The sequence below is a fragment of the Zoogloea sp. genome, assembly GCF_041908905.1.
GTDB lineage: Bacteria > Pseudomonadota > Gammaproteobacteria > Burkholderiales > Rhodocyclaceae > Zoogloea.
Genome location: NZ_JAYREK010000003.1, coordinates 161,544 through 183,859 on the forward strand (window position 1 = coordinate 161,544; position 22,316 = coordinate 183,859).

Below are 22,316 nucleotides of genomic sequence, written 5' to 3' on the forward strand. Positions count from 1 at the left end.
AGAGGTGCTGCACGACACCGTCACGCACGACCACCACGGCAGTGCCGGTCTGGGCCGCGATTTGCCTGGCGCGCTCGGCGGCACGCCGCAGTGCGGGCCAGGAACCCCGTAAATCTGCGTTGTTGGCCTGTTCAATGGGACGTTCTGGTTTCACGTCTCGCTCCAATCCTGCAAGAAGGGCTCGTCGCCCGAGTTGTCATACAGTGCCCACGCATCCACGGCAGGGGCGTAATACCGTATCAGGTTATCCAGCCCGGCATCGAAGCGGCGGCGGATCACGGCCTCCGGGATGTCGTGCCCGCCCTGTTTGACGCGCTGTGCCACTCTCGCCACCGCCTCGTCCGCGCTGGCCAGCCGCAGAAAGATCAGCTCCACACGGTAGCCTGCTTCGCGCCAGCGGGCAATGTGGCGCAGATAGGCACGGCCCGACAGCGTGGTTTCAAAGGCAAAGCTTTGTCCAGCCTGGAAATGCCGCTCCAGTTCCGCCAGCATCAGCCGTGCGGCAGCGACGGCTGCGCTCTCCGGTGCGAAGGGGGCCAGACCGGCGGCGATCAGGTCGGCGTTCAGGAAGCGGGGGCAGCCGGCCTCGTTGGGAAGAAATTCACGGGCAAAGGTGGTCTTGCCCGCGCCATTCGGCCCCGCGATGATGATGACCTTGCGATCTGCCATCGACTCACGGCTCCGGTGCGTAGAGGGCGTGCTTGACGACGAACGGCTTGTCGCGGCCCTCGGAGTTCAAGTGACGTAAGGACGGCATGGGCGTCGATTTCCTCAGGGTGTGGGCCATGGTGTCCGGCCAGCGCAGCAGTGTTCTTCATCCGTACCGCGGGCCCGGAGCCTAGCCGGCCAGCCCGGCGACCCGGGCCCGCGCGGTGTGCAGCTTGCGGTAGCTGTCGATCAGGCGCTGGTGGCGGTCGAGGCCTTCGAGCTTGAGGCTGGTGGGGGTGAGGCCGTGGAAGCGCACGCTGCCCTCCACCGAGCCGATCACCGCGTCCATCCGCGCGTCGCCGAACATGCGGCGGAAGTTGGCTTCGTAGTCGGCCAGCTCCAGCTCGTCGTCGAGCACCACCTCCAGCACCACGTTCATGGCCTGGTAGAACAGGCCGCGGTCGACGGTGTTCTCGTTGTACTGCAGGAAGGCTTCGACCCGCTCCTTGGCCTCCTCGAACTGCTTGAGGGCGAGGTTGATCAGCAGCTTGAGCTCCAGGATGGTCAGCTGGCCCCACACGGTGTTCTCGTCGAACTCGATGCCGATCAGGGTGATGATGTCGGTGTAGTCGTCGAGCTCGCTGTCTTCGAGGCGTTCGAGCAGGGCGGCCAGCTGGTCGTCGTCGAGGCGGTGCAGGTTGAGGATGTCGGCGCGGAATTGCAGCGCCTTGTTGGTGTTGTCCCAGATCAGGTCGTCCACCGGGTACACCTCGGAGTAGCCGGGCACCAGGATGCGGCAGGCGATGGCGCCGAGCTGGTCATAGACCGCCATGTACACTTCCTTGCCCAGCTCTTCGAGGATGCCGAGCAGGGTGGCCGCTTCCATGGCGTTGGAGTTTTCGCCGTGGCCCGAAAAATCCCACTCGACGAATTCGTAGTCGGCCTTCGCGCTGAAGAAGCGCCACGACACCACGCCGCTGGAGTCGATGAAGTGCTCGACGAAGTTGTTGGGTTCGGTGACGGCGTTGCTCTCGAAGGTGGGCGGCGGCAGGTCGTTGAGGCCCTCGAAGCTGCGCCCCTGCAGCAGCTCGGTGAGGCTGCGCTCCAGCGCCACCTCCAGGCTGGGGTGGGCGCCAAACGACGCGAACACGCCGCCGGTGCGCGGGTTCATCAGGGTCACGCACATCACCGGATACTGCCCGCCGAGCGAGGCGTCCTTCACCAGCACCGGAAAGCCCTGGCGTTCGAGCTCCTCGATGCCGGCGACGATGCCGGGGTATTTGGCGAGCACTTCGGCCGGCACGTCGGGCAGGGCGATCTCGCCCTCGATGATCTCCCGCTTCACCGCCCGCTCGAAGATCTCGGACAGGCATTGCACCTGGGCCTCGGCCAGCGTGTTGCCGGCGCTCATGCCGTTGCTGAGGTAGAGGTTGTCGATGAGGTTGGTGGGGAAGTACACCACCTCGCCGTCCGACTGGCGCACATAGGGCAGGGCGCAGATGCCGCGCTCGATGTTGCCCGAGTTGGTGTCGTACAGGTGCGAGGCGCGCAGTTCGCCGTCGGGGTTGTAGATCTCAAGGCAGTAGTCGTCGAGCAGCCCGGCGGGGAGCGCGTCCTTGCGGCCGGGCTTGAACCAGCGTTCGTCCGGGTAATGCACGAAGGGCGCGTTGGCGATGTCCTCGCCCCAGAACTGGTCGTTGTAGAAGTGGTTGCAGTTGAGCCGCTCGATGTATTCGCCGAGGGCCGAGGCCAGCGCGCTCTCCTTGCTGGCGCCCTTGCCGTTGGTGAAGCACATCGGCGAATGGGCGTCGCGGATGTGCAGCGACCACACGTTGGGCACCAGGTTGCGCCACGAGGCGATCTCGATCTTGATGCCCAGCTGGGCCAGCACCCCCGACATGTTGGCGATGGTCTGCTCCAGCGGCAGGTCCTTGCCGAGGATGTAGGTGTGGGCGTCCGAGGCCGGGTTGAGGGTGAGCAGGGCCTGGGCGTCGGCGTCGAGGTTTTCGACTTCTTCGATCACGAACTCCGGCCCGGTCTGAACCACCCGCTTGACGGTGCACCGCTCGATGGAGCGCAGGATGCCCTGGCGGTCGGCGGCGGAGATGTCCTCGGGCAGCTCGACCTGGATCTTGAAGATCTGCTTGTAGCGGTTCTCCGGGTCGACGATGTTGTTCTGCGACAGGCGGATGTTGTCGGTGGAGATGTTGCGGGTCTCGCAGTACAGCTTTACGAAATAGGCCGCGCACAGGGCCGACGACGCCAGAAAGTAATCGAAGGGCCCCGGCGCCGAGCCGTCGCCCTTGTAGCGGATGGGCTGGTCGGCGATCACCGTGAAGTCGTCGAACTTGGCTTCGAGGCGCAGCTTGTCGAGGAAATTGACCTTGATTTCCATGGGGGAATCCTGAAATGGCGTCCAAAATGAATTGGGCGCCATTATCCCCGCTTTCGCCGGTGGTCTTGCGCCCGATGCCGGCCTTTTTCCGGCCGCCTTGCCGCCCGTCGCCCGGCGCTTCAGCCCACCAGGCGCACCCGCAGGCGGTCGCTCCAGGTCAGGCTGCGCCACCACTGCTCGCCTTCGCGCCAGAAGTCGAAGCCGCGCCGGGTGATGCGGTAGAAGTGGATGCCGTCGCGGGATTCGCGCTCGGCGATCCATTCGTGCTCGAGGATGTACTGGAACAGGATCGCCACATGGGGCAGGCCGTCCAGGAAGCTCTGGAACGAGGCGGGGCCGGTGACGACCAGCGGGTGGCCCTTGGCCAGCGAGCGCAGCATGACCAGCAGCCAGAAGCGGTGGGGAATGTCCTTGGAGTCGGTGGTGTCGGAAGTCATCTCGGTGGTCCACGGTTGGTGCGTGCCCGGCGTGCCGGCGTCGCTGCCGCGGGCCGGGGCATGCAACACTTTACGGTCTGTCGGCATGGCGCTTGACTCCGTGATAACCCTAAGGTGTGCGGTATTTATCGGGCGCGGCGGGCGGGCCGATCTGTGATAAAACGCCAGCCATCGCGTGCCGCGCCCGACCCTTTTTCGAGCACTTTCCGATCACTTCGATGCTTCCCTCCGATCTCCCCGCCCGGGCCGCCCGGCACCTGCAGCCCCTGCTGGCCCGCCTGCGCCGGCCCACCCGGCGGGGCGTGGCCCTGGCCGTCGCGGCGGTGCCGGGGGCCTTGTTTCTTTATAGCCTGATCCTGATCCCGTTCACCCCCGGCATCAGCGACATCCGCAAGGCGCGGCTGGAGCAGCCGGCGCGGGTGCTGTCGGCGGACGGCCGCGAGATCGCCGTGTTCAAGTGGGCCAACCGGGAGTGGGTGGGGCTGGCGCAGATCGCCCCGTCGGTGAAGACGGCGCTGATCGCCACCGAGGACCACCGCTTCTACGAACACCACGGCATCGACTTCTACCGCCTCGGCGGCGCCATGCTGCGCACCTTCTCGGGCGAGCGCCAGGGCGGCTCGACGCTCACCCAGCAGCTCGCCCGCAACCTCTACCCCGACGAGATCGGCCGCGCGCCCACCCTGACCCGCAAGCTCAAGGAGGCGATCACCGCGCTGAAGATCGAGGCTGTCTACAGCAAGGACGAGATCCTCGAGACCTACCTCAACACCGTGCCCTTCCTGTACAACGCCTGGGGCATCGAGATGGCGGCGCGCACCTACTTCGACAAGCCGGCGCGCAGCCTGGACGTGCTCGAGAGCGCCACCCTGGTGGGCATGCTGAAGGGCAACAGCTACTACAACCCGGTGCAGAACCCCGAGCGGGCGGTGGCCCGGCGCAACACCGTGCTGGCCCAGATGGCCCGGCGCGGCGGGCTCGACCCGGCCCGCCTGGAGGCCCTGCAGAAGAAGCCGCTGCGCATCGACTTCGAGCGCCAGCTGGAGGCCCCCGGCCCGGCGCCGCACTTTGCCCAGCAGGTGCGCCGCTGGCTGATCGAGTGGGCCGACCGCCGCGGCTACAACATCTACACCGACGGTCTGGTGGTGCGCACCACCCTCGACGGCCGCCTGCAGGCCCAGGCCACCCAGGCCGTGGTGCGTCGCGGCCGCCAGCTGCAGGCCCTCGCCGACGAGGCCTGGCGCAAGGGCTGGGGCGCCAGCCCGGCGCTGGTGGAGGCCTTCATCCGCGAATCGAAGCCCTACCGCGCCGCCGTCGCCGCCGGCGAGGCGCCCGACGCCGTGCTCAAGCGCCTGGCCGACGACCGGGCCTTCATCGACGCCCTCCGGCGCGACAAGACGCGGGTGCAGCTCGGCTTCATGGCCATCGACCCGCGCACGGGCCAGGTGCGCGCCTGGGTCGGCAGCCGCGACTTCGTGCAGGACCCCTTCGACCATGTCCAGCAGGCCCGCCGCCAGCCGGGCTCCACCTTCAAGCCCTTCGTGTATGGCGCCGCCTTCGCGAAGGGCATGAGCCCCGCCGACACCCGGGTGGACCAGGCGGTGGAGATCACCCTGCCCAACGGCGAAGTCTGGCGCCCCAGCGACGAGGCGGCTCCCAGCGGCGAGCCGGTGAGCCTGCGCGACGGGCTGGCGTATTCCCGCAACCGCATCACCGCCCAGCTGATGGGCGACGTCGGCCCGGCCCGGGTGGCGCGCCTCGCCCGCGCGATGGGGGTGCGCCAGAGCCCGCTCGAAGAGGTGCCGTCCCTGGCCCTCGGCACCAGCCCGGTGACCCTCCGGGAGATGGTGAGCGCCTACGCCACCCTCGCCAACGGCGGCGCCTACCTCGAGCCGATGCTGGTGACCCGCGTCGAGGACAAGGATGGCACGCTGCTCGAAGCCTTCGCCCCCGCCGCGCCCGAGGAGGCCCTGGCGCCGGGGCCGGCCTACACCCTGCTCGACGTGATGCGCGGGGTGGTGGACCGCGGCACCGGCAGCGCGATCCGCCGCCAGTTCGGGCTGCGCGCCGACCTCGCCGGCAAGACCGGCACCACCCAGGACAACACCGACGGCTGGTTCATCCTGATGCACCCGCAGCTGGTGGGCGGGGCCTGGGCCGGCTTCAACGACAACCGCATCACCCTGCGCAGCGACTACTGGGGCCAGGGGGCCCGCAGCGCCCTGCCGGTGGTGGGCGATACCTTCCACTACGCGCTGGCCAACCGCCTCGTCGACCCGAAGGCGCGCTTCGTGTCCACCGAAGAACCCGGCCTGCTGGCGCGGGGCTGGAGCTGGGTGAAGGGCCTGTTCACCCCGGCGCCCGAACCCGAGCCGGAGCCTGCTCCCAAGCGCCGCAAACGGCCCGCCGATGCTCCGCCGCCCGTCGAGCCGGCGCCGCCCGCCGCCACCGAGCCACCCTGGCAGCCGCCGGTGCCGGGCCCCGACGAGCCGCTGCCGCCGGCCCCCAGACCTTGAGCGCCGCCATGCCCGCCGACCCGTCTTCCGTTGTTCTGCCGCGCTACCCCGTCGCCATCGTCGGGGCTGGCGCCCTGGGGCTCACCTTTGCCGCCCGGCTGGCCGCCACCGGGCCGGTGGCGCTGGTCGCCCGCAGCGAGGCCCAGGCCGAAAGGCTGCGGGCCGGCGTGCCGGTGGGCGACGCGGTCTTTTGCCCCGAAGCCTTCGGTCCGGAGCGCCTGCCCGCCGCCGACTGGGTGATCCTGCTGGTCAAGACCTACGACACCGCCGCGGCGGCGCGCACCGCGCTGGCGCTGCGCCCCCGCGGCGTGGTGTCGCTGCAGAACGGGCTGGTCGGCGAGGTGCTGGGCGAGGTGTGCGGCGGCCTGCCGGCGGGGCAGGGCATCACCACCGAGGGGGCGTTTCGCGACGGGGCCGGGGTGCGCCCGGCCGGCGCCGGCGAGACCCTGCTGCCGCCGGGTTTCGAGGCCGTCGCGGCGCGGCTGGCGGAGGCCGGCATCGCCGCCCGGGTCGAGCCGCAGATCGTTGCGGCGCGCCTCGCCAAGCTGCTGATGAACGTGGTGATCAACCCGCTGGCGGCGATCTTCCGGGTGCCCAACGGGGCGGTGCTGGAGCTGCCCCAGCGGCCGCTCTTCGACGCCCTGCTGGCCGAGGCCTGGCCGGTGCTGCGTGCTGAAGGGCTGGCCCTCGACGAGGCCGCCGCCCGCGAGCGGGTGATCGCGGTGGCCCGCGCCACCGGCGCCAACCGGGCCAGCATGCTGCAGGACGTGCTGGCCGGCCGGCGCACCGAGATCGACGCGATCACCGGCAGCCTGCTGGCGATGGCCGCGCGCCGGGGCGTCGAGCTGCCCACCCACCGGGCGGTGTTTGCGCTGGTGAAGGTGCTGGAGGCGGCCGCCCGCGCCTGAGCCCGGCGGCCCGCTCAGGCCCCGGGCCGCCGCTTCAGAATTCGTGGGCCGGCCTGGCGAGCCACTTGAGGAGGGTCGAGAACAGCTGCTCGGGCTCGATGGGCTTGCCGATGAAGTCGTTCATGCCGGCCTCGAAGCAGCGCGCCTTGTCCTCGGCGAAGACGTTGGCGGTCATCGCCAGGATCGGCAGGTTGCGGCAGCGGGCGAGCTTGCGGATCCGGCGGGTGGCCTCGGGGCCGTCCATGCGCGGCATCTGCATGTCCATCAGCACCACGTCGTAGGCCTGGGTTTCGACCCGCTCGATGGCCTCCAGCCCGTCCTCGGCGATGTCCACCTCCAGCTCGAGTTCTTCGAGCAGGCCGAGGGTGACTTCGCGGTTGATCGGTTCGTCTTCCACCAGCAGGATGCGCCGGCCCCGGTGGCGGCGCAGCAGGGTGGCCTCGGTGGTGGTTTCGGACGGCACGCCGTCCGGCGGGCAGGTGTCCCGGGCGAGCCGGGCGGTGAACCAGAAGGTGCTGCCGACGCCCTCGGTGCTGGTGGCGCCGGCGTCGCCGCCCATGATCTGGGCCAGCTTGCGGGTGATCGCGAGACCCAGGCCGGTGCCGCCGTAGCGGCGGGTGGTGGAGTTGTCGGCCTGCTCGAAGCTGGAGAACAGGCGCTCCATGTCGGCCGGGGCGATGCCGATCCCGGTGTCCTGCACCTCGAAGCGCACCAGCACGCTGTCGGCGTCTTCGTCGACGAGGGTGGTGCGCAGGGTGATGCTGCCGGTTTCGGTGAACTTGATCGCGTTGCTGGTGTAGTTGAGCAGGGCCTGGCGCAGCCGGGTCGGGTCGCCGCGCAGCGGGCGGGGCAGGGCCTGGGTCTGGAGGAGCAGCTTGAGCTGCTTGGCCTGGGCCTGGTTGAAGACGATGGAGGCCACGTTGCCCACCAGCGCCGCCACGTCGAGGGTGGTGTCGTCGAGGGTGAATTTGCCGGCCTCGATCTTGGAGAGGTCGAGGACGCTGTTGATGACGTCCAGCAGGTGCTGCCCGGCGATGCTGATCTTGTCGAGGCGCTCGGCCTGGCGCGGGGTCACGCCTTCGCGCCGCATCAGGTGGGTCATGCCGATGATGGCGTTCATCGGGGTGCGGATCTCGTGGGACATGTTGGCCAGGAAGGCGCTCTTGGCCACGCTGGCGGCCTCGGCGTTCTCGGCCTTGCGGCGCTCGCGGATGTCCCGCAGGATCAGCACGTAGTGGATGTCGTCGGGCACCGCCATCGGCGACACGGTGAGCTCCGCCGCGACCCGCGGCCCGGTCTTGTGGCGGGCCTCGATCTCGGTGATGGGGCCGACCAGGCTGTCGAGGGTCAGGCCGCTGGCGGCGTCGGCGATCAGCTCGACGGCGGGGTGGCCGCGCAGCTCGCCGGCGGCGTAGCCCAGCATGGCCTCGGCGGCGGGGTTGGCCGACACGATGCGCCCCTGGGCGTCGGCCGTCAGCATGCCCTCGCCGATGCTCTCGATCACCGCGCGGTAGCGGGCCTCGTTGCGGTCGGCGGCGATCAGGGCGGCGCTGCCGGTGCGCTGCAGGGTGTCGATGGAGGCGGCCAGCTCGTCGATCTCGTCGTGGATCGAGGCCTTCGGGGCCACCTCCGGGATGAAGGCCTGGCGGCGCAGGTCGTCGGCGGTCACCGCGCGCAGCCGGCGGGCGATGGTGACGAGACGCCGGGTGACCACCGCCTGGTAGATCAGCACCGAGACGACGGCCACCAGCAGGATCACCAGCGCGTTGCCGGCGAAGGTGGTGATCCACTGGCGGATGATGGTGCTGTGCTCCGCCTGGAGGTCCTTGATGAGGGTGAGGCTGCCGAGCACGTGGAGCTGGCCGTCTTCTTCGTAGACCAGCGGGAGGCTGTGCTCGAAGGTGTCGGAGGAGAGGCCGGTGGCGCCGAACTGGAGCGGCTCCTGGCCCTTGAGGTTGAGCCGCACCGACGACACGTCGGGGAGCCGGGTGAAGCTCCTGAGCTGCACCTCGATCTGGTCGCGGTCGAAGGCCCAGGCGCTCTTGGCCAGCGCGGGGGCCGCAAAGCGGCCGATGGACTGGAGCTGCACGGCCAGGTTGTCGTGGTGCCGCTCGTAGGCGTACACCGATTCGCCCAGCGAAACGGCCAGGGTGCCCGCACCGCCCACCAGGAAGGCCCACAGCAGCAGGCGGCGCACCACGCGGCTGGTCAGGCCGAGGTGGTCGCGGAGGGGCTCACGTTGGGGCGCTGTCGGAAGGCTCATTCAGGGAGTGGGGGTCAGTAGATCGCCGAGAGGATGCGGTTGTAGGAGCCGTCGGCCTTGAGGTCGCGGATCGCCTGGGTCAGCTTCGGCACCAGGGCCTGGTGTTTCTTGTGCAGGTAGAGGTACATGTCCACCTCCTTGAGGGCCGGCGACAGGGGGGCCACGGAGGTCAGCCCGAGGTTGCGGGCGAGCAGCAGGCCGTCGGCGTGGGTGTAGAGCACCAGGTCGACGCGGCCCTCGTCGAGCATGCGGAACAGCTGCTCGGGCTTGTCCACCTTGTTCACGACCCGCGCGCCCTGGGCGTTGGCCTCGAACATCTTCCAGCCGTTGATGAAGGCGATGCGGTAGGGCTTGAGGCTGTCCCAGCCGTTGTCGAGGGAGATCGTGGCGTTCTTGGAGAAGGCGACGAAGCTGATCCGCACGAAGCGCTCGGGCACCTGGATGAGGTTGGGGTAGGGGCCGTCGGGCCCGCCGAGGCCGCCGACACGCAGCCCCTCGCCATCGACCTCGCCCAGGTTGGCGGCGGTGAGCGAGCGCTCGGAGGGCAGGCTGACCAGCTTGAGGTCGACGCCGATGCGGCGCAGGCTCTCCTGGGAGAGCTGCTCGAGGGCCTTGCGGTCGAGCGGCGTGTTGTTGGTGCTGAGGGTGAGGGTCGGGTTGCCGGCGACGGCCGGAGCCAGGCCGAACACCAGCAGGAGGCCTGCAAGCAAAAAGGCGCGCATGATCGTTTCTCTGTGTTGTGCGCCTCCCGCCGGGCGGGGTGTTCCGCCGGAGCGGGCCGGGAGGCCCAGGATGTGCCGGTACCAGACGTTTTACGGTCCGATCATGCCCGGTCTTGAGCCTCTTGGGCAGGGTCAGCCGTCACCGCCGATGCGCAGGCCGGTTTTTTTGAGGATTGCGGTTGAAAACAGCACGTCGTGGCCGCGGCAGGCCGGCCCGAGCAGGGTGGCGATCTCTTCCACCCGGGCCAGCACGGTGGCCCGGTCGCCGGCGTGGACCATCGCGAAGAGGTTGTAGGGCCACTCGGGCAGGCGCCGCGGGCGTTCGTAGCAGTGGGTCACGAAGTCGAGCCGGCCGACGGCTTCGCCGAGGGCGTGGATGCGGGCGTCGTCCACATCCCACACCGACATGCCGTTGGCGGTGTAGCCGAGGGCATAGTGGTTGGGCACCGCGCCGATGCGGCGGATGCGGCCGGCTTCCAGCATCGCGGCGAGGCGCGCCTTGACCTCCGCCGCGGTCGTGCCGAGCTGTTCGGCGAGCTGCTCGTAGGGGCGCGGCACCAGGGGCAGGCCGGCCTGGGTGGCGATGACGAGGCGGCGGTCGAGGTCGTCGGGGGTGCTCATGCCTTCAGCCTCATGTCCACAAAGAACTCCTGCAGCTTGGGAAAGGCGAACACCGGCAGGCCGGTGGCGGCCTTGATGCGGGCGATGGCCTGGGCGATGCCGGCCGGCGTCTCGGTGGCGAGCACGAACCACATGTTGAGGCGGTGCTCGCGGCGGTAGTTGTGGGCCACCTCGGGCAGTGCGTTGACGAGGGCCGTGACCTCGTCGAAGCGTTCCTCGGGCACCGCCAGCGCGGCCAGCACGAAGCGCCCGCCGAGGCGCTCGATCTGGAACATCGGGCCGAAGCGGGTCAGCACGCGGGCGTCGAGCAGCCGCTGCAGCCGGGCGAGCAGCTCGGCCTCGGTGGTACCGAGGCCGTCGGCGACCTCCCGGTAGGGTTCGTCGCAGAGCGGGAAGCCGCCCTGCAGCGCGTTGATGATGCGCCGGTCGAGGTCGTCGAGGGGCGTGGCGGGGCGCTGGGCGGTCATGGGGCCGGGGCCTGGTAGCGGGCGCCGCACTGCTTGTAGCAGTCGGTGGAGAACAGCACCGCGTGGGGGAAGGCGGCCAGGCCGACCGCGGCGGCGAGGGCCTCGCGGCGGGCGGCCACGGCCTCGCGGGAGCGGCCGTGGATCATGCAGAACAGGTTGTAGGCCCAGTCGCCGTCGGGGCGGCGGCGGTAGCACAGGCTGACGCCGTCGTGGCCGGCCAGCAGGTGGCCGAGGCGGCTGACCTCGGCCTCCGGCACCGCCCACACGCACATGGCGTTGGCCCGGTAGCCGAGTTCGCGGTGCTTCACGACCACCCCGAAGCGCCGCAGGGTGCCGTCGCCCAGCCAGCCGGCGAGGGTGGCGAGCACCGCGGCTTCGCCCAGCCCGGCGGCGTCGGCCACCGCCTGGAAGGGGCGCGGCTGCCAGGGCAGGCCGTCGTGGAGGGCGTCGATCAGCCGCCAGTCGGCCGCCGACAGTTGTGGCCGCGGCGCGCCGGCGTCAACCACGTGGCGGGTGCGGCGGCCGCTGGCGAGGTCGAAGCCCAGGTCGATGTGGAACTCCTCGACCAGCGGCAGGGCGATCGGCGGGCAGCCGGTGGCGGCGCCCATCCGGGCGAGCAGGCGGGCGAGGGTGGCCTCGTCGGTGCTGCTGGCGACGAACCACAGGTTGTAGCGGTGTTCGCGCCGGTAGTTGTGATTGACGCCGGCGAAGCTGTTCACGATGGCCGCCACCCGGGGCAGCTCACCCACCGGCACGGCCATCGCGGCGAGGGTGCTGGCGCCGATCCGGTTGGGGGCGAAGACCGGCCCGACGCGGCTGACCTTGCCCGCGTCGCGCAGCCGCTCGAGGCGGGCGAGCACCTCGCCGGCATCGCAGCCGAGCTGCGCGGCGAGCTGCGCCCACGGTTCGGCGACCAGCGGGAAGCCGCGCTGGAAGTCGTTGAGCAGGGCGAAGTCGAGGGGGTCGGTGTCGGCGATCGCTGGGCGTGTCTGGGGCGGGCCCGGCGGCAGGGCCGTGCCCCCGTGGGCGAGGTGGGTGACGGTATCCATCGTCAGAACCCGATGCGCTGCCCGCGGGCAGTGAAGAAGATGCCCGACGGCGCGTCGGCGGGGAGCTCGCTGCGGGTCGCGAAGGTGGTGGTGTTCACCACGGTGACCCGGTTGCTGTCGCGGGCGGACAGCCAGACCTCCTCGCCGCGGGGCTCGAACTCCATGTGCAGCACCGCCTTGCCGGGGCTGAAGGTGTGCACCACGCGTTTGTCGACGGTGTCGATGACCTGCACCCATTCGTTGTCGGGGAAGGCGAAGTTGACCCACACCTGGCGCCCGTCGGGGCGCGCCATCACGAACACCGGCTGGCCCTTGACCGGCACACGGGCGGTTTCCTGCCAGCTGCGGGCGTCGGCGACCAGCACCTCGTGGCGGCCGATGGCGGGCAGCCAGGCCAGCCCGCCGGCCAGCGACCAGCCGCGCAGGTGGGGCATCTTGAAGACCGGCAGCTTCTGCTCGCCGCGGCCGTAGCCGGCGAGGATCTTGCGCGCGCCGCCCGCGGGCTGCCACAGGTCGAGCAGCGAGATGCCGTCCTCGCCGAACAGGCCGGCCAGGAAGTAGCGCCCGTCGGGCGTCACGAGGCCGTCGTAGGGCTGCTTGCCGGCCGGGTAGCGGGTGGTGGTGGGGTGGCGCGGATCGCTGAAGTCGGTGACCCAGATCTCGCCGGCCTCGAAGAGGGCGTAAACGAAGCGCTGGCCGGACACGTCGGCCAGCCCGACGACCTTGGAGAACTGGCCGGGGGCGTATTCGGCGGGCACCTCGGAGAGCAGCTCGAGGGTGTCGGCGTCGAAGGCCTTGATGCCGCCGGGCTCGTAGTTTTGCGCGACGATCAGCCGGCCGTCCTGGGAGATGGAGCCGCCGATCGAGTTGCCGGCCTGGATGATGCGCTTGTCGATGCGGCGGGCCAGCAGGTCGACCTTGGTGAGCCCGCCGTCACGCCCGAACACGTAGGCGAAGCGCCCGTCGCGGGAGAAGGTGACGTGGGCGTGGGAGAGGTCGCCGAGGCCGGCCACGGTGGCGAGGCGGGTGTTGCGGCTGTGCTCGACGATCTGCACCCGGCCGGCGGCGCGTTCGATGACCACGCCCAGGTCGCCGGTGCCGCGCAGGGCCTCGGGCGGGGTGGTGGCACAGCCGGCGAGGGCGGCCAGGCTGGCGAGGAGCAGGGGGCGCAGGCGCATGTCAGTCGGCCTCCGGGAAGCCCTGCTTGAGGCGGGCGACGATCCAGCCGGCCTCGGCTTCGTTCATGAAGCGCTGCCAGCCGGGCATCGCGGTGCCGGGGCGGCCGTGCAGGATGGTGGCGACGAGGGATTCGTCGGGCCAGTCGGCGAGGCGGGCGGGCAGCAGCGCGGGGCCGAGGCCGCCGGCGAGGCGCATGCCGTGGCACGAGCCGCAGTCCTGGCGGACCAGATGCACGAGTTCCTGCTGGCGGGCCGGCGCCGGTTCGGCGGCCTGGGCCGTGCTCACCGCCACCGCGGTGAGGCCGAGCAGCACGGCAACGTGGATCAATAGGGATTTGTCCATCACAAGCTCCTCCAGACGACACCGACACCTTAAGGTCGACAGCGCAGGAGGGGCATTGATGGGTGTCAAGATGGCCGGGGCCAAATGAAAACCGCCCTGCGTGTGGCAGGGCGGTGAGGGGTGCGGGGCTTAGTTGGGATAGGTGATGGTGGTGACGAAGCGCCGGTTGTAGGGGCCCTTGACGTGGATCCAGGCGTTCGGCGGGTTGCCGCCGACGCTTGCCGTCGGCGACACATCGGAGTCCCAGGTGCCGACCACGCCGACGGTGGCGGTGGGCTTCACGTTCTGGCTGAAGGAGACGTTGTTCGCCGAGAAGCCGATATCCTGCGGGAAGTAGAGGGTGTTGCCCGGCAGGGTCCAGCTGTAGGTGATGGCGCTGCCCTTGGTGATCTGCGAGAACGTCGCCGGCGCAAACTCGGTGAACGTGGCGAACCACTGGCTGGCATTGGCCTCGGCGTCGTCGTTGGAGCGCGGCGCGCGCGGCACGGTGATCTTGAAGTTCCTGCCGAGCGGATCGTTGAGTTCGTTGCCGTTGATGTCGTAGTAGGTGACGGCGTATTCGTTATCGACCCCGAGCTGGCTGCCGTCGACGCAGATGTCGTTTGCGCCGAGCCACTGGGCGTCGCCGCACAGGTAGATCCACGACCCGCCCTGGACGTTGCCGGCCTTGTTGAGGGTGACGAAGGGGGCGAGGCCGGCGTTGGTGCTGCGCTTCAGCACGATGCCCTGGACCGTGCGATCACCGAGCGTCCAGTTGCCCGGCAGGCCCGGGCCGGTGATGTTGACGTACTGCACGCGGTTGTCGGTCCGCTCGTCGACCCAGAACTCCATGACGCGCTGGTAGGTGTATTGCCCGCCGGAGAGATGGCGGGCGTTGACGGCCTGGATCGAGGTGTCGCCCAGCTGGCGGTTGCCGAGGGCGCGCCATTTGCCGTTAGCGTCCTTGCGGAAGGCCATGACTTCGGAGCCGTTCTCGCCGTAGGTGTCGTTCTTGAACTGGTAGCGCACCCACATGATGCTGCCGTCCGCCGAGCGCTTGACGATGACCGGGTTGGAGAGGGTCATGCCCACGTTGTTGGCGTTGAGGAGGCCCTCGCTGCTCATCAGCTGGTCGAGGGTCTGGCCGAAATCGAGAAACTCGGGGTCGAACAGCGCACGCAGGCTTTCGAGCCGGGCGCCGCTGGGCACTTCCGTGGCGATGTAGCTGTTGATCAGCTTGAAGGCCGCGTCGATCTGGCCGAGGTCGGTGACGGCGGTCTTGAGGGCGGCTTCCTGGTCCGTGGTGGGTGCCGGCAGCGCGTCGGCGTCGGTCTTCTGCTGCAGGTCGTCCTTGATTTCCTGGGCGGTGATCAGGTTCTTGATGGTGGCCTGGGCGGTCGTCGGGTCGACGGTGACCTTGACCACGTCCATCACCGCGTCGAGGCCGCTGCGGTCGGCCTTGAAGGTGGTGCGCAGCAGGTCGATGGAGGCGGCGACGCCCATGGCCTCGAGCACCGGCTTGAGGCGCGTGGTGAGCGTCGTGGTGGCGGTGCTGAGCTCGGAGGCGGTGAGTGTGGTGGCGCTGGGGTTGTTGTTGGTGAAGTACTGCTCGGCGGCCATGCCGGCGATGTTGGCGACGATCAGGTCGGTGAACGGCGTGATGTTGATGGTGTTGCCCACGTCGGCGCTGGTGGCCGCCGAGACGTAGACGACGTCACGCCCGCCGACGGTGCCGGCGGCGCGGAACAGGAAGGGGCCGGTCATGTCGGCCACGTCGACCCGGTAGGTGCCGTCGGCCTCGATGTCGACGGTCTTCTGGGCGCCGAGGCTGTCCTTGACCGTGACCTTGCCGATGATGGGTGCGCCGGCCGCCGCCGTGCCCGTGATGACGGACGACGGCGCGGCGGTCGTTCCACCCCCACCACCGCCTCCGCAGGCGGACAACAGGAGGGCACTGCTTACAGCGATGGCGATGACCGAGAGTTTGGCAGACATGATGCTTGCTCCAGTGAGTGAGGCGTGTTGTTTTTGGGAAAACTCAACCGCTAATCGGCATTCTGGAAACAAGCTTTAACAAAAAAATTGAATTTGTGTTTTGTTGCGAGATGGCAGATTTTTGGTGCTCTAATCCGACTTAAACGCGAAATATTACTGAAGTATTAATGAAAAAAGCGGAACCCGGAGGGGTTCCGCCTTGCTGGTGGAGCGGCTTGCAGGCGGCCGGTGTCTCAGCCCTTCAGGATCCAGCCGACGACGTCCTTCAGGTCGCCGTCGTTGATCTTGTCGGCGGGGTTCGGCGGCATCGGGATCGGGCCCCAGACGCCGGAGCCGCCCTTGCGGACCTTGTCGGAGAGCTTGGCGACGGCGTCGCCCTGGCCCTTGTACTTGGCGGCGACGTCCTTGAAGGCCGGGCCGACCAGCTTCTTGTCCATCGCGTGGCAGGCCATGCAGCCGGCCTTCTGGGCGGCGGCGGCCGGGTCGGCGGCGAGGGCGCTGCTGCTCGCGGCGGTGGCGAGGAGGGCGGCGAGAATCAGGGGATATTTCATCGGTTAACTCCTTTGGCGATGCGCCGCCGGCGCAAACCGGCGGCGGCACGGGTCAGTAGACGTCGTGCTGGGTGTTATAGACGTTGAAGTGGCCGGTGGGGGTGATCAGGCGCGGGTCCTTGATCACGGCCTTCAGCTTGAGCGTCTTGTCGTCCACCACCACGATGGCGGATTCCTTGTTCTTGGCGCTCCACACCGAGAACCACACCTCGTCGCCGGCCTTGTTGTACTCCGGCTGAACCACGCGCTTGGCACCGTCGTCCTTCAGGCCGGCCCACTCGGCGATCGGCAGGGTCTGGTAGCCGGCGGCCAGGTTGTTGATGTCATACACCACGATCGACTGGGAGATCTTCGGATCGGGGTTCAGCGGGGCGTCGGACCACAGGTGCTTGGACTTCGGGTGGCTCTTGACGAACAGCGCGCCTCCGCCCGGGCCCTTCAGCGATTCGACCATCTTCCAGGCGTACTGCTTGTGCTTGGCCGGGTCGGTGCCGATCAGGGCGATGGTCTCGTCGCCCAGGTGGCCGGTGGCCCACACCGGGCCGTACTTGGGATGGGTGAAGTTGGCGCCGCGGCCCGGGTGCGGGATCTTGCCCACGTCGATCAGCCCGGCCAGCTTGCCGTCCTTGAGGTCGACCGCGCCGATCTTGTTGGACTGGTTGGCAGCGATCATGAAGTAGCGCTTCGAGCTGTCGAGGCCGCCGTCGTGAAGGAACTTGGCGACCGGGATCTCCTTGGTGGTGATCTCGTTGATGTCGCTGTAGTTCACCATCAGCGTCTTGCCGGTCTCCTTGACGTTGACGACGAACTCCGGCTTGTAGTGCGAGGCAACGATGGAGGCGACGCGCGGCTCGGGGTGGTATTCCTGCTCGCCGACTGTCATGCCGCGGGTGGCCATGATCTTGAGCGGCTCGAGGGTGTCGCCGTTCATGATCACGTACTGGGGCGGCCAGTAGGTGCCGGCGATGGCCAGCTTGTCCTCGTAGCCCTTGTACTTGGAGGTCTCGACCGAACGGGCCTCGAGACCGACGCGGATCTCGGCGACGTTGTCGGGCTTCTCCATCCACAGGTCGATCATGTTGATCTTGGCATCGCGGCCGATCACGAACAGGTAGCGGCCCGAGGCGGACATGCGCGAGATGTGCACCGCGTAGCCCGTCTTGATGATGTTGATGATCTTCTTGGTGTCGCCGTCGATCAGCGCGATCTCGCCGGCATCGCGCAGGGTGGTCGAGAAGATGTTCTCGAGGTTGTAGTTGTTCATCTTCTTCTTCGGGCGCGCCTCGGGCGGCACGATGACCTTCCAGGTCGCCTTCATGTCCTTCAGGCCGTACTCGGGCGGCTGCGGAGGCGTTTGCTGGATGTAGCGGGCCATCAGGTCGACCTCGTCGTCGCTGAGCTCGCCCGAGGTGCCCCAGTTGGGCATGCCGGCGGGGGAGCCGTACTTGATGAACACTTTGAGGTAATCGGTGCCGGCGGCCAGCATTTTATCGGGAGTCAGCGGCTTGCCGGTGGCGCCCTTGCGCAGCACGCCGTGACAGCCGGCGCAGCGCTCGAAGTAGATCTGGCGGGCCTTGTCGAACTCGGCCTTGGTCAGCGGCGGAGCCTTCGGGTTGATGTCCTGGTACATCTCGACATTGGCCAGCGGCGAGCTGGCCGACTGGTACTTGGCCTCCGGCGCGTTGGTCGTCGTCTTGGCTTCTTCGGCAAAGGCTTGTGCCATGGCCATCGGCAGCAGGGCCGCGGCGATTGCTCCGGTCTTCCAGATTCTCATAGTGCATCTCCCTTGAATGAACGCGACGAGCGGACAATCCCGCTTGCCGGCAAGGGTGCGCCAGTGGGGCATTCCCCTTCCTTGACAGGGGTCAAGTTCGAAAAACCGCTCTGACTGATAGATTCCTTCCGTCATGATCCCGGGAGTACCGCCATGCCGCCGCCCGTCACCGCAAGCCTCGCCCTGCCGGCCACCGGCACCCTGCGTTCACTCCTCGACCAGTGGGTCGGCAGCCGGCGGGCCGAAGGAGCCGACACCCCCCGCCCGCTCGATGCCGGCGCGATGGGCCGGGTCGCCCTGGTCGGCGCCGGCCCCGGCGACCCGGAGCTGCTCACCCTGCGCGCCGCCCGCCTGATCGGGCAGGCCGACACGCTGGTGGTCGATCACCTGGTGAGCGACGGCGTGCTGCAGTTCGCCCGCCGCGGCGCCGAGATGATCTACGTCGGCAAGGAGTCCGGCCACCACACCCTGCCCCAGGAAGAGATCAACCGGCTGCTGGTGCGCCTGGCCCGGGAGGGCCGCCAGGTGGTGCGCCTGAAGGGCGGCGACCCGTTCATCTTCGGGCGTGGTGGCGAGGAGCTCGAGGAGCTGCTCGAGGCCGGCGTGCCCTTCGAGGTGGTGCCCGGCATCACCGCCGCCTGCGGGGCCGGCGCCTACGCCGGCATACCGCTGACCCACCGCGACTACGCCCAGTCGGTGGTGTTCGCCACTGGCCACCGCCGCGCCGGCGAGTCGGCGCTCGACTGGGAGGCCCTGGCGCGGCCCCACCAGACCGCGGTGATCTACATGGGGGTCGGCATGCTGGCCTCCCACTGCGCCGCGCTCATCGCCCACGGCCGCGCCGCCGGCACCCCGGCGGCCCTCGTCGAGAACGGCACCACCCCGCGCCAGCGGCTGGTGGTCGGCACCCTCGAGACCCTGGCGGCCAAGGCCGCCGAGGCCGGCATCCGCCCGCCGGCGCTGCTGATCGTCGGCGAGGTGGTGAGCCTGGCCGACAGGCTGGCCTGGTTCTCGCCCAGCGGGGCGGCGCTGCAGGGCGCCTGACGCGCCGCACGCCACGTTGCGCCGGCCGCCTGCGGGCGGCCGCTGCTCGTCCACCGCCGGCCGGCCTGTTAAGCTCCCGAACCTCAATAAAACCATAACAATGGGAGGGAAATGCCATGCCCGTCCGCCTTGTCGAGCGCACATCCGACGCCTACGCCTACCCGCTGCTCATCAAGCAGCTCCTGCACACGCCGCTGGCGGTGGCGCCGGACCAGGAGATCACCTACATGGGCGGGCGGCGCCACAGCTACCGCGTGCTGCGCGAGCGCATCGGCCGGCTGGCCAGCATGCTCGCCGGGCTGGGCGTGGCGGCCGGCGACACCGTGGCGATGATGGACTGGGACAGCCACCGCTATCTCGAGTGCTTCTTTGCGGTGCCGATGATGGGGGCGATCCTGCAGACGGTGAACGTGCGCCTCACGCCCGAGCAGATCCTGTACACCCTCAACCACGCCCGCGCCGACGTGGTGCTGGTGAATGCCGAGTTCCTGGCCATCCTCGCCGCCATCGCGCCGCGCCTCGAGACGGTGAAGCGCTTCGTGCTGATCGAGGACGCGCCCGTCGAGGGCGCCGCCCCCGTCCCGCTGGCCGGCGAGTATGAAGCCCTGCTGGCGGCGGCCTCGCCCGACTACGACTTCCCCGACTTCGACGAGAACGCCCAGGCCACCACCTTCTACACCACCGGCACCACGGGGTTGCCGAAGGGCGTGTATTTCAGCCACCGCCAGCTGGTGATGCACACCCTGGCCACCGCCGCGGCCCTCGGCAACGCGCCGGTGCAGGGGCGCCTGCATCGGGATGACGTGTACATGCCGATCACCCCGATGTTCCACGTGCACGCCTGGGGCCTGCCCTACGTGGCCACCATGCTCGGCCTCAAGCAGGTCTACCCGGGCCGCTACGTGCCGGAAACCCTCCTCAAGCTGATCCGCGACGAGGGGGTCACCTTCTCCCACTGCGTGCCCACCATCCTGCACATGCTGCTGGTGCATCCGCTGTCCAAGGTGATCGACCTGTCCCGCTGGAAGCTCATCATCGGCGGCTCGGCCCTGTCCCAGGCCCAGGCGAAGGCGGCGCTGGCGCGGGGCATCGACGTGTTCACCGGCTACGGCATGTCGGAGACCTGCCCCATCCTGACCCTCGCCCAGCTGTCCACCGCCGCGCTGGCCGATGGCCCCGACGCCCAGGCGGCCCTCCGCGCCAAAACCGGCACGCCCCTGCCGCTGGTGGACCTGCGGGTGGTGGACGACCAGCTCGCCCAGCAGCCCCGCGACGGCCGCTCGGTGGGCGAGGTGGTGGTGCGCAGCCCGTGGCTGACCCAGGGCTACCTCCACGACCCGGCCGCCTCGGAGGCCCTGTGGCAGGGCGGCGTGCTGCACACCGGCGACATCGGCCACCTGGATGGCGCCGGCTGGCTGCAGATCACCGACCGCCTGAAGGACGTCATCAAGACCGGCGGCGAGTGGACCTCCTCGCTGCAGATCGAGGATGTGGTGGCCCAGCACCCGGCGGTGGCCGAGGTGGCGGTGATCGGCGTGCCCGACGAGAAATGGGGCGAGCGCCCGCTGGCCCGGGTCACGCTGAAGCCTTCGAGCGTCGGCCAGGTGAGCGAGCACGAGATCCGCAATTTCTCGGCGAAGCTCATCGAAGCCTCGGGCATATCCCGCTACGGGGTGCTGCTGCAGGTGCAGTTCGTGGAGGCGCTGCCGCGCACCAGCGTCGGCAAGCTCAACAAGCGGGTGATGCGCGAGGAGGACGGGCCCGCCTGAGCGGGGCTACGGGCGCGCCGTCGGCCCATTCCCCGGGGCCGCGCCGGGCCGCCGTTTCCGGGATAATCCGCGGCCTGTCGTCGCGGAGCCCTGCCCATGCCCTATCTCGTCACCGTCAACCTGCTGTGGGCCTTTTCCTTCAGCCTCATCGGCGAATACCTGGCCGGCCGGGTCGATAGCGACTTCGCGGTGCTGGTCCGGGTCGCCATCGCCGCGCTGGTGTTCATCCCCTTCACCCGCTGGCGCGGCCTGCCCCTGCGGCTGCTGGGAGGCCTGTGGCTGGCCGGCGCCCTGCAGTTCGGCGTCACTTACCTGTGCCTGTACCGCAGCTTCAGTGTGCTCACGGTGCCCGAGGTGCTGCTGTTCACGGTGCTCACCCCGATCTACGTGACCCTCCTCGACGACGCGCTGGCCCGCCGCTTCAATCCCTGGGCGCTGGTGGCGGCGCTGGTGGCCGTCGGCGGCGGCGTGGCGATCCGCTTCCAGCCGCTGGAGGGCGATTACCTGTGGGGTTTCCTGCTGCTGCAACTCGCCAATGCCACCTTCGCCGCCGGGCAGGTGCTGTGCCGCCACCTGCTGGCCCGCCATCCGCTCGATGTGCCCCTGTACCGCTTCTTCGGCCATTTCTTTCTCGGCGCGCTGGTGCTGGCGCTGCCGTCCTGGCTGATCTTCGGCAACCCGGCCCGGCTGCCCCACACCGCGGTGCAGTGGGGCGTGCTGGTGTGGATGGGCCTCTTCGCCACGGCCCTCGGCATGTTCTGGTGGGTCAAGGGCAGCACCCGGGTCGACGCCGGCGCGCTGGCGGTGATGAACGAGCTGCACGTGCCCCTCGGGCTGCTGGTGAACCTGCTGATCTGGAACCGTGACGCCGACCTGAAAAAGATCGCCCTCGGCGGCGGGGTGATCCTGCTGTCGCTGGCCCTCAACCGGGCCGGGCGGCGGGCGTCGATTACCCGGTATTCGCCCGGATGATTCGGCAGGTCATGCCTGACCGTACGGTGAAACCTGGGATCCACTGGCGCAGTCCGCCGGGATGATGTGTGGATTTTGATGGTATATGTCATGGGGTTTTATGTATAATTTTATACAGATAAACTTCCATGGACATCAACACCCCCGTTCCACCGGCCTGGAGTCAGTCGGGGGTGCCATGCGTCGCCATGCCCCTGCCCGCCATCTCCTGCACCATCCCGCTGCTCCCCGGCCACGGGGAGCGGCTCGTGCCCTGCCGCCTGCCCCTGCCCGGGGTCGTCATCTTCGTGCATGGCGTCAACTCCGACGGCGAGTGGTACGACGCCGCCGAGCAGGGCCTGTGCGAGGGCCTCAACACCCGCCTGGCCCGTCAGGCGGCACAGCTGGCGCTCCCAGGCGACGACACCGGGCGGCTGATCGCCTGCGCGTATACGCCGGAGCTGGACCCGGAAGGTTTTCTCGCGCCCCGGCGTTCCGCTGACAACTTCATCCAGCCCCAGGCCCACTGGTCGCCGGTGATCCGCTTCCGCTGGGGCTACAAGGCGCACCTCGATGACATCAAAGACTTCGGCGACAGCGTCTTCCTCAACGAGGACGACTACTGGGGCGGCGGCCCCTTCGCCAACGGCTGCTCCGCGCTGGCCGACCTGTGGACCGACGGCCTCAACGACCGCCTCTTCCTGTG

19 protein-coding genes are annotated in these 22,316 nt (G+C 69.2%); 6 read left to right on the plus strand and 13 right to left on the minus strand.

The window, feature by feature from the left end; translation table 11 throughout:
• Nucleotides 1–150 precede the first annotated feature (150 nt).
• The 3 genes from ACE3OU_RS03965 to ACE3OU_RS03975 form a co-directional block, all read right to left on the minus strand.
• Entirely contained in the window at nucleotides 151–669 is a 519-nt protein-coding gene (locus ACE3OU_RS03965) for an AAA family ATPase (protein ID WP_374240241.1), read from the minus strand.
• A 169-nt stretch (nucleotides 670–838) separates the two neighbouring features.
• Nucleotides 839–3,043, minus strand: a complete 2,205-nt coding sequence (locus ACE3OU_RS03970) for an OsmC domain/YcaO domain-containing protein (protein WP_374240242.1) — start codon at nucleotides 3,041–3,043, stop codon at nucleotides 839–841.
• 119 nt (nucleotides 3,044–3,162) lie between these two features.
• Entirely contained in the window at nucleotides 3,163–3,567 is a 405-nt protein-coding gene (locus ACE3OU_RS03975) for a hypothetical protein (RefSeq protein ID WP_374240243.1), read from the minus strand.
• 131 nt (nucleotides 3,568–3,698) lie between these two features.
• On the opposite strand from ACE3OU_RS03975, the gene ACE3OU_RS03980 reads away from it, so the two are divergent.
• The gene (locus ACE3OU_RS03980) at nucleotides 3,699–5,996 is read left to right on the plus strand and encodes a penicillin-binding protein 1A (protein WP_374240244.1); all 2,298 of its coding nucleotides are present in this window, start codon (nucleotides 3,699–3,701) and stop codon (nucleotides 5,994–5,996) included.
• Between the two features lie 8 nt (nucleotides 5,997–6,004).
• Nucleotides 6,005–6,904 (plus strand): ketopantoate reductase family protein, encoded by a 900-nt coding sequence (locus ACE3OU_RS03985; protein ID WP_374240245.1) that lies wholly within the window; start codon nucleotides 6,005–6,007, stop codon nucleotides 6,902–6,904.
• A 34-nt stretch (nucleotides 6,905–6,938) separates the two neighbouring features.
• Here ACE3OU_RS03985 and ACE3OU_RS03990 read toward each other — a convergent pair whose 3' ends face one another.
• The 10 genes from ACE3OU_RS03990 to ACE3OU_RS04035 all read right to left on the minus strand — a co-directional run bounded on the left by ACE3OU_RS03990 (nucleotide 6,939) and on the right by ACE3OU_RS04035 (nucleotide 17,846).
• Nucleotides 6,939–9,167 (minus strand): response regulator, encoded by a 2,229-nt coding sequence (locus ACE3OU_RS03990; protein WP_374240246.1) that lies wholly within the window; start codon nucleotides 9,165–9,167, stop codon nucleotides 6,939–6,941.
• Between the two features lie 14 nt (nucleotides 9,168–9,181).
• Nucleotides 9,182–9,889, minus strand: coding sequence for a substrate-binding periplasmic protein (locus ACE3OU_RS03995; protein ID WP_374240247.1), 708 nt, complete (start codon nucleotides 9,887–9,889; stop codon nucleotides 9,182–9,184).
• Between the two features lie 132 nt (nucleotides 9,890–10,021).
• A complete protein-coding gene (locus ACE3OU_RS04000; RefSeq protein ID WP_374240248.1) occupies nucleotides 10,022–10,510 on the minus strand; it encodes an AsnC family transcriptional regulator in 489 nt (162 codons plus the stop codon).
• The gene (locus ACE3OU_RS04005; protein WP_374240249.1) at nucleotides 10,507–10,977 is read right to left on the minus strand and encodes an Lrp/AsnC family transcriptional regulator; all 471 of its coding nucleotides are present in this window, start codon (nucleotides 10,975–10,977) and stop codon (nucleotides 10,507–10,509) included. The genes ACE3OU_RS04000 and ACE3OU_RS04005 overlap by 4 nt, the downstream gene beginning before the upstream one ends.
• A complete protein-coding gene (locus ACE3OU_RS04010) occupies nucleotides 10,974–12,026 on the minus strand; it encodes an Lrp/AsnC family transcriptional regulator (RefSeq protein WP_374240250.1) in 1,053 nt (350 codons plus the stop codon). Before ACE3OU_RS04010 ends, ACE3OU_RS04005 begins: the two co-directional genes overlap by 4 nt.
• 2 nt (nucleotides 12,027–12,028) lie before the next feature.
• Nucleotides 12,029–13,204, minus strand: a complete 1,176-nt coding sequence (locus tag ACE3OU_RS04015) for a cytochrome D1 domain-containing protein (RefSeq protein WP_374240251.1) — start codon at nucleotides 13,202–13,204, stop codon at nucleotides 12,029–12,031.
• A 1-nt stretch (nucleotide 13,205) separates the two neighbouring features.
• Nucleotides 13,206–13,547 (minus strand): cytochrome c, encoded by a 342-nt coding sequence (locus ACE3OU_RS04020; protein WP_374240252.1) that lies wholly within the window; start codon nucleotides 13,545–13,547, stop codon nucleotides 13,206–13,208.
• 129 nt (nucleotides 13,548–13,676) lie between these two features.
• The gene (locus ACE3OU_RS04025) at nucleotides 13,677–15,521 is read right to left on the minus strand and encodes a hypothetical protein (RefSeq protein WP_374240253.1); all 1,845 of its coding nucleotides are present in this window, start codon (nucleotides 15,519–15,521) and stop codon (nucleotides 13,677–13,679) included.
• Nucleotides 15,522–15,754: 233 nt separating this feature from the next.
• Nucleotides 15,755–16,072 carry a c-type cytochrome gene (locus ACE3OU_RS04030; RefSeq protein ID WP_374240254.1) on the minus strand — a complete coding sequence of 106 codons (318 nt, stop codon included), beginning with the start codon at nucleotides 16,070–16,072 and terminating at the stop codon, nucleotides 15,755–15,757.
• Nucleotides 16,073–16,124: 52 nt separating this feature from the next.
• Nucleotides 16,125–17,846, minus strand: a complete 1,722-nt coding sequence (locus tag ACE3OU_RS04035) for a cytochrome D1 domain-containing protein (RefSeq protein WP_374240255.1) — start codon at nucleotides 17,844–17,846, stop codon at nucleotides 16,125–16,127.
• Between the two features lie 153 nt (nucleotides 17,847–17,999).
• On the opposite strand from ACE3OU_RS04035, the gene cobA reads away from it, so the two are divergent.
• From cobA to ACE3OU_RS04055, 4 genes are all read left to right on the plus strand, one after another.
• Nucleotides 18,000–18,890 (plus strand): uroporphyrinogen-III C-methyltransferase, encoded by an 891-nt coding sequence (cobA, locus tag ACE3OU_RS04040; RefSeq protein WP_374240256.1) that lies wholly within the window; start codon nucleotides 18,000–18,002, stop codon nucleotides 18,888–18,890.
• A gap of 116 nt (nucleotides 18,891–19,006) precedes the next feature.
• Nucleotides 19,007–20,659, plus strand: a complete 1,653-nt coding sequence (locus ACE3OU_RS04045; RefSeq protein ID WP_374240257.1) for a fatty acid--CoA ligase — start codon at nucleotides 19,007–19,009, stop codon at nucleotides 20,657–20,659.
• Between the two features lie 96 nt (nucleotides 20,660–20,755).
• Entirely contained in the window at nucleotides 20,756–21,631 is an 876-nt protein-coding gene (locus tag ACE3OU_RS04050; RefSeq protein WP_374240258.1) for an EamA family transporter, read from the plus strand.
• 188 nt (nucleotides 21,632–21,819) lie between these two features.
• Nucleotides 21,820–22,316 (plus strand): hypothetical protein (locus tag ACE3OU_RS04055; RefSeq protein ID WP_374240259.1); only part of this gene is annotated, 497 nt, incomplete at its 3' end.

Excerpts from the sequence above, each read along its gene's own strand:
- ACE3OU_RS03965 (WP_374240241.1), bottom strand. The coding sequence starts at position 669 with ATGGCAGATCGCAAGGTCATCATCATCGCGGGGCCGAATGGCGCGGGC.
- ACE3OU_RS03970 (WP_374240242.1), bottom strand. The coding sequence starts at position 3,043 with ATGGAAATCAAGGTCAATTTCCTCGACAAGCTGCGCCTCGAAGCCAAG.
- ACE3OU_RS03975 (WP_374240243.1), bottom strand. The coding sequence starts at position 3,567 with ATGCCGACAGACCGTAAAGTGTTGCATGCCCCGGCCCGCGGCAGCGAC.
- ACE3OU_RS03980 (WP_374240244.1), top strand. The coding sequence starts at position 3,699 with ATGCTTCCCTCCGATCTCCCCGCCCGGGCCGCCCGGCACCTGCAGCCC.
- ACE3OU_RS03985 (WP_374240245.1), top strand. The coding sequence starts at position 6,005 with ATGCCCGCCGACCCGTCTTCCGTTGTTCTGCCGCGCTACCCCGTCGCC.
- ACE3OU_RS03990 (WP_374240246.1), bottom strand. The coding sequence starts at position 9,167 with ATGAGCCTTCCGACAGCGCCCCAACGTGAGCCCCTCCGCGACCACCTC.
- ACE3OU_RS03995 (WP_374240247.1), bottom strand. The coding sequence starts at position 9,889 with ATGCGCGCCTTTTTGCTTGCAGGCCTCCTGCTGGTGTTCGGCCTGGCT.
- ACE3OU_RS04000 (WP_374240248.1), bottom strand. The coding sequence starts at position 10,510 with ATGAGCACCCCCGACGACCTCGACCGCCGCCTCGTCATCGCCACCCAG.
- ACE3OU_RS04005 (WP_374240249.1), bottom strand. The coding sequence starts at position 10,977 with ATGACCGCCCAGCGCCCCGCCACGCCCCTCGACGACCTCGACCGGCGC.
- ACE3OU_RS04010 (WP_374240250.1), bottom strand. The coding sequence starts at position 12,026 with ATGGATACCGTCACCCACCTCGCCCACGGGGGCACGGCCCTGCCGCCG.
- ACE3OU_RS04015 (WP_374240251.1), bottom strand. The coding sequence starts at position 13,204 with ATGCGCCTGCGCCCCCTGCTCCTCGCCAGCCTGGCCGCCCTCGCCGGC.
- ACE3OU_RS04020 (WP_374240252.1), bottom strand. The coding sequence starts at position 13,547 with ATGGACAAATCCCTATTGATCCACGTTGCCGTGCTGCTCGGCCTCACC.
- ACE3OU_RS04025 (WP_374240253.1), bottom strand. The coding sequence starts at position 15,521 with ATGTCTGCCAAACTCTCGGTCATCGCCATCGCTGTAAGCAGTGCCCTC.
- ACE3OU_RS04030 (WP_374240254.1), bottom strand. The coding sequence starts at position 16,072 with ATGAAATATCCCCTGATTCTCGCCGCCCTCCTCGCCACCGCCGCGAGC.
- ACE3OU_RS04035 (WP_374240255.1), bottom strand. The coding sequence starts at position 17,846 with ATGAGAATCTGGAAGACCGGAGCAATCGCCGCGGCCCTGCTGCCGATG.
- cobA (WP_374240256.1), top strand. The coding sequence starts at position 18,000 with ATGCCGCCGCCCGTCACCGCAAGCCTCGCCCTGCCGGCCACCGGCACC.
- ACE3OU_RS04045 (WP_374240257.1), top strand. The coding sequence starts at position 19,007 with ATGCCCGTCCGCCTTGTCGAGCGCACATCCGACGCCTACGCCTACCCG.
- ACE3OU_RS04050 (WP_374240258.1), top strand. The coding sequence starts at position 20,756 with ATGCCCTATCTCGTCACCGTCAACCTGCTGTGGGCCTTTTCCTTCAGC.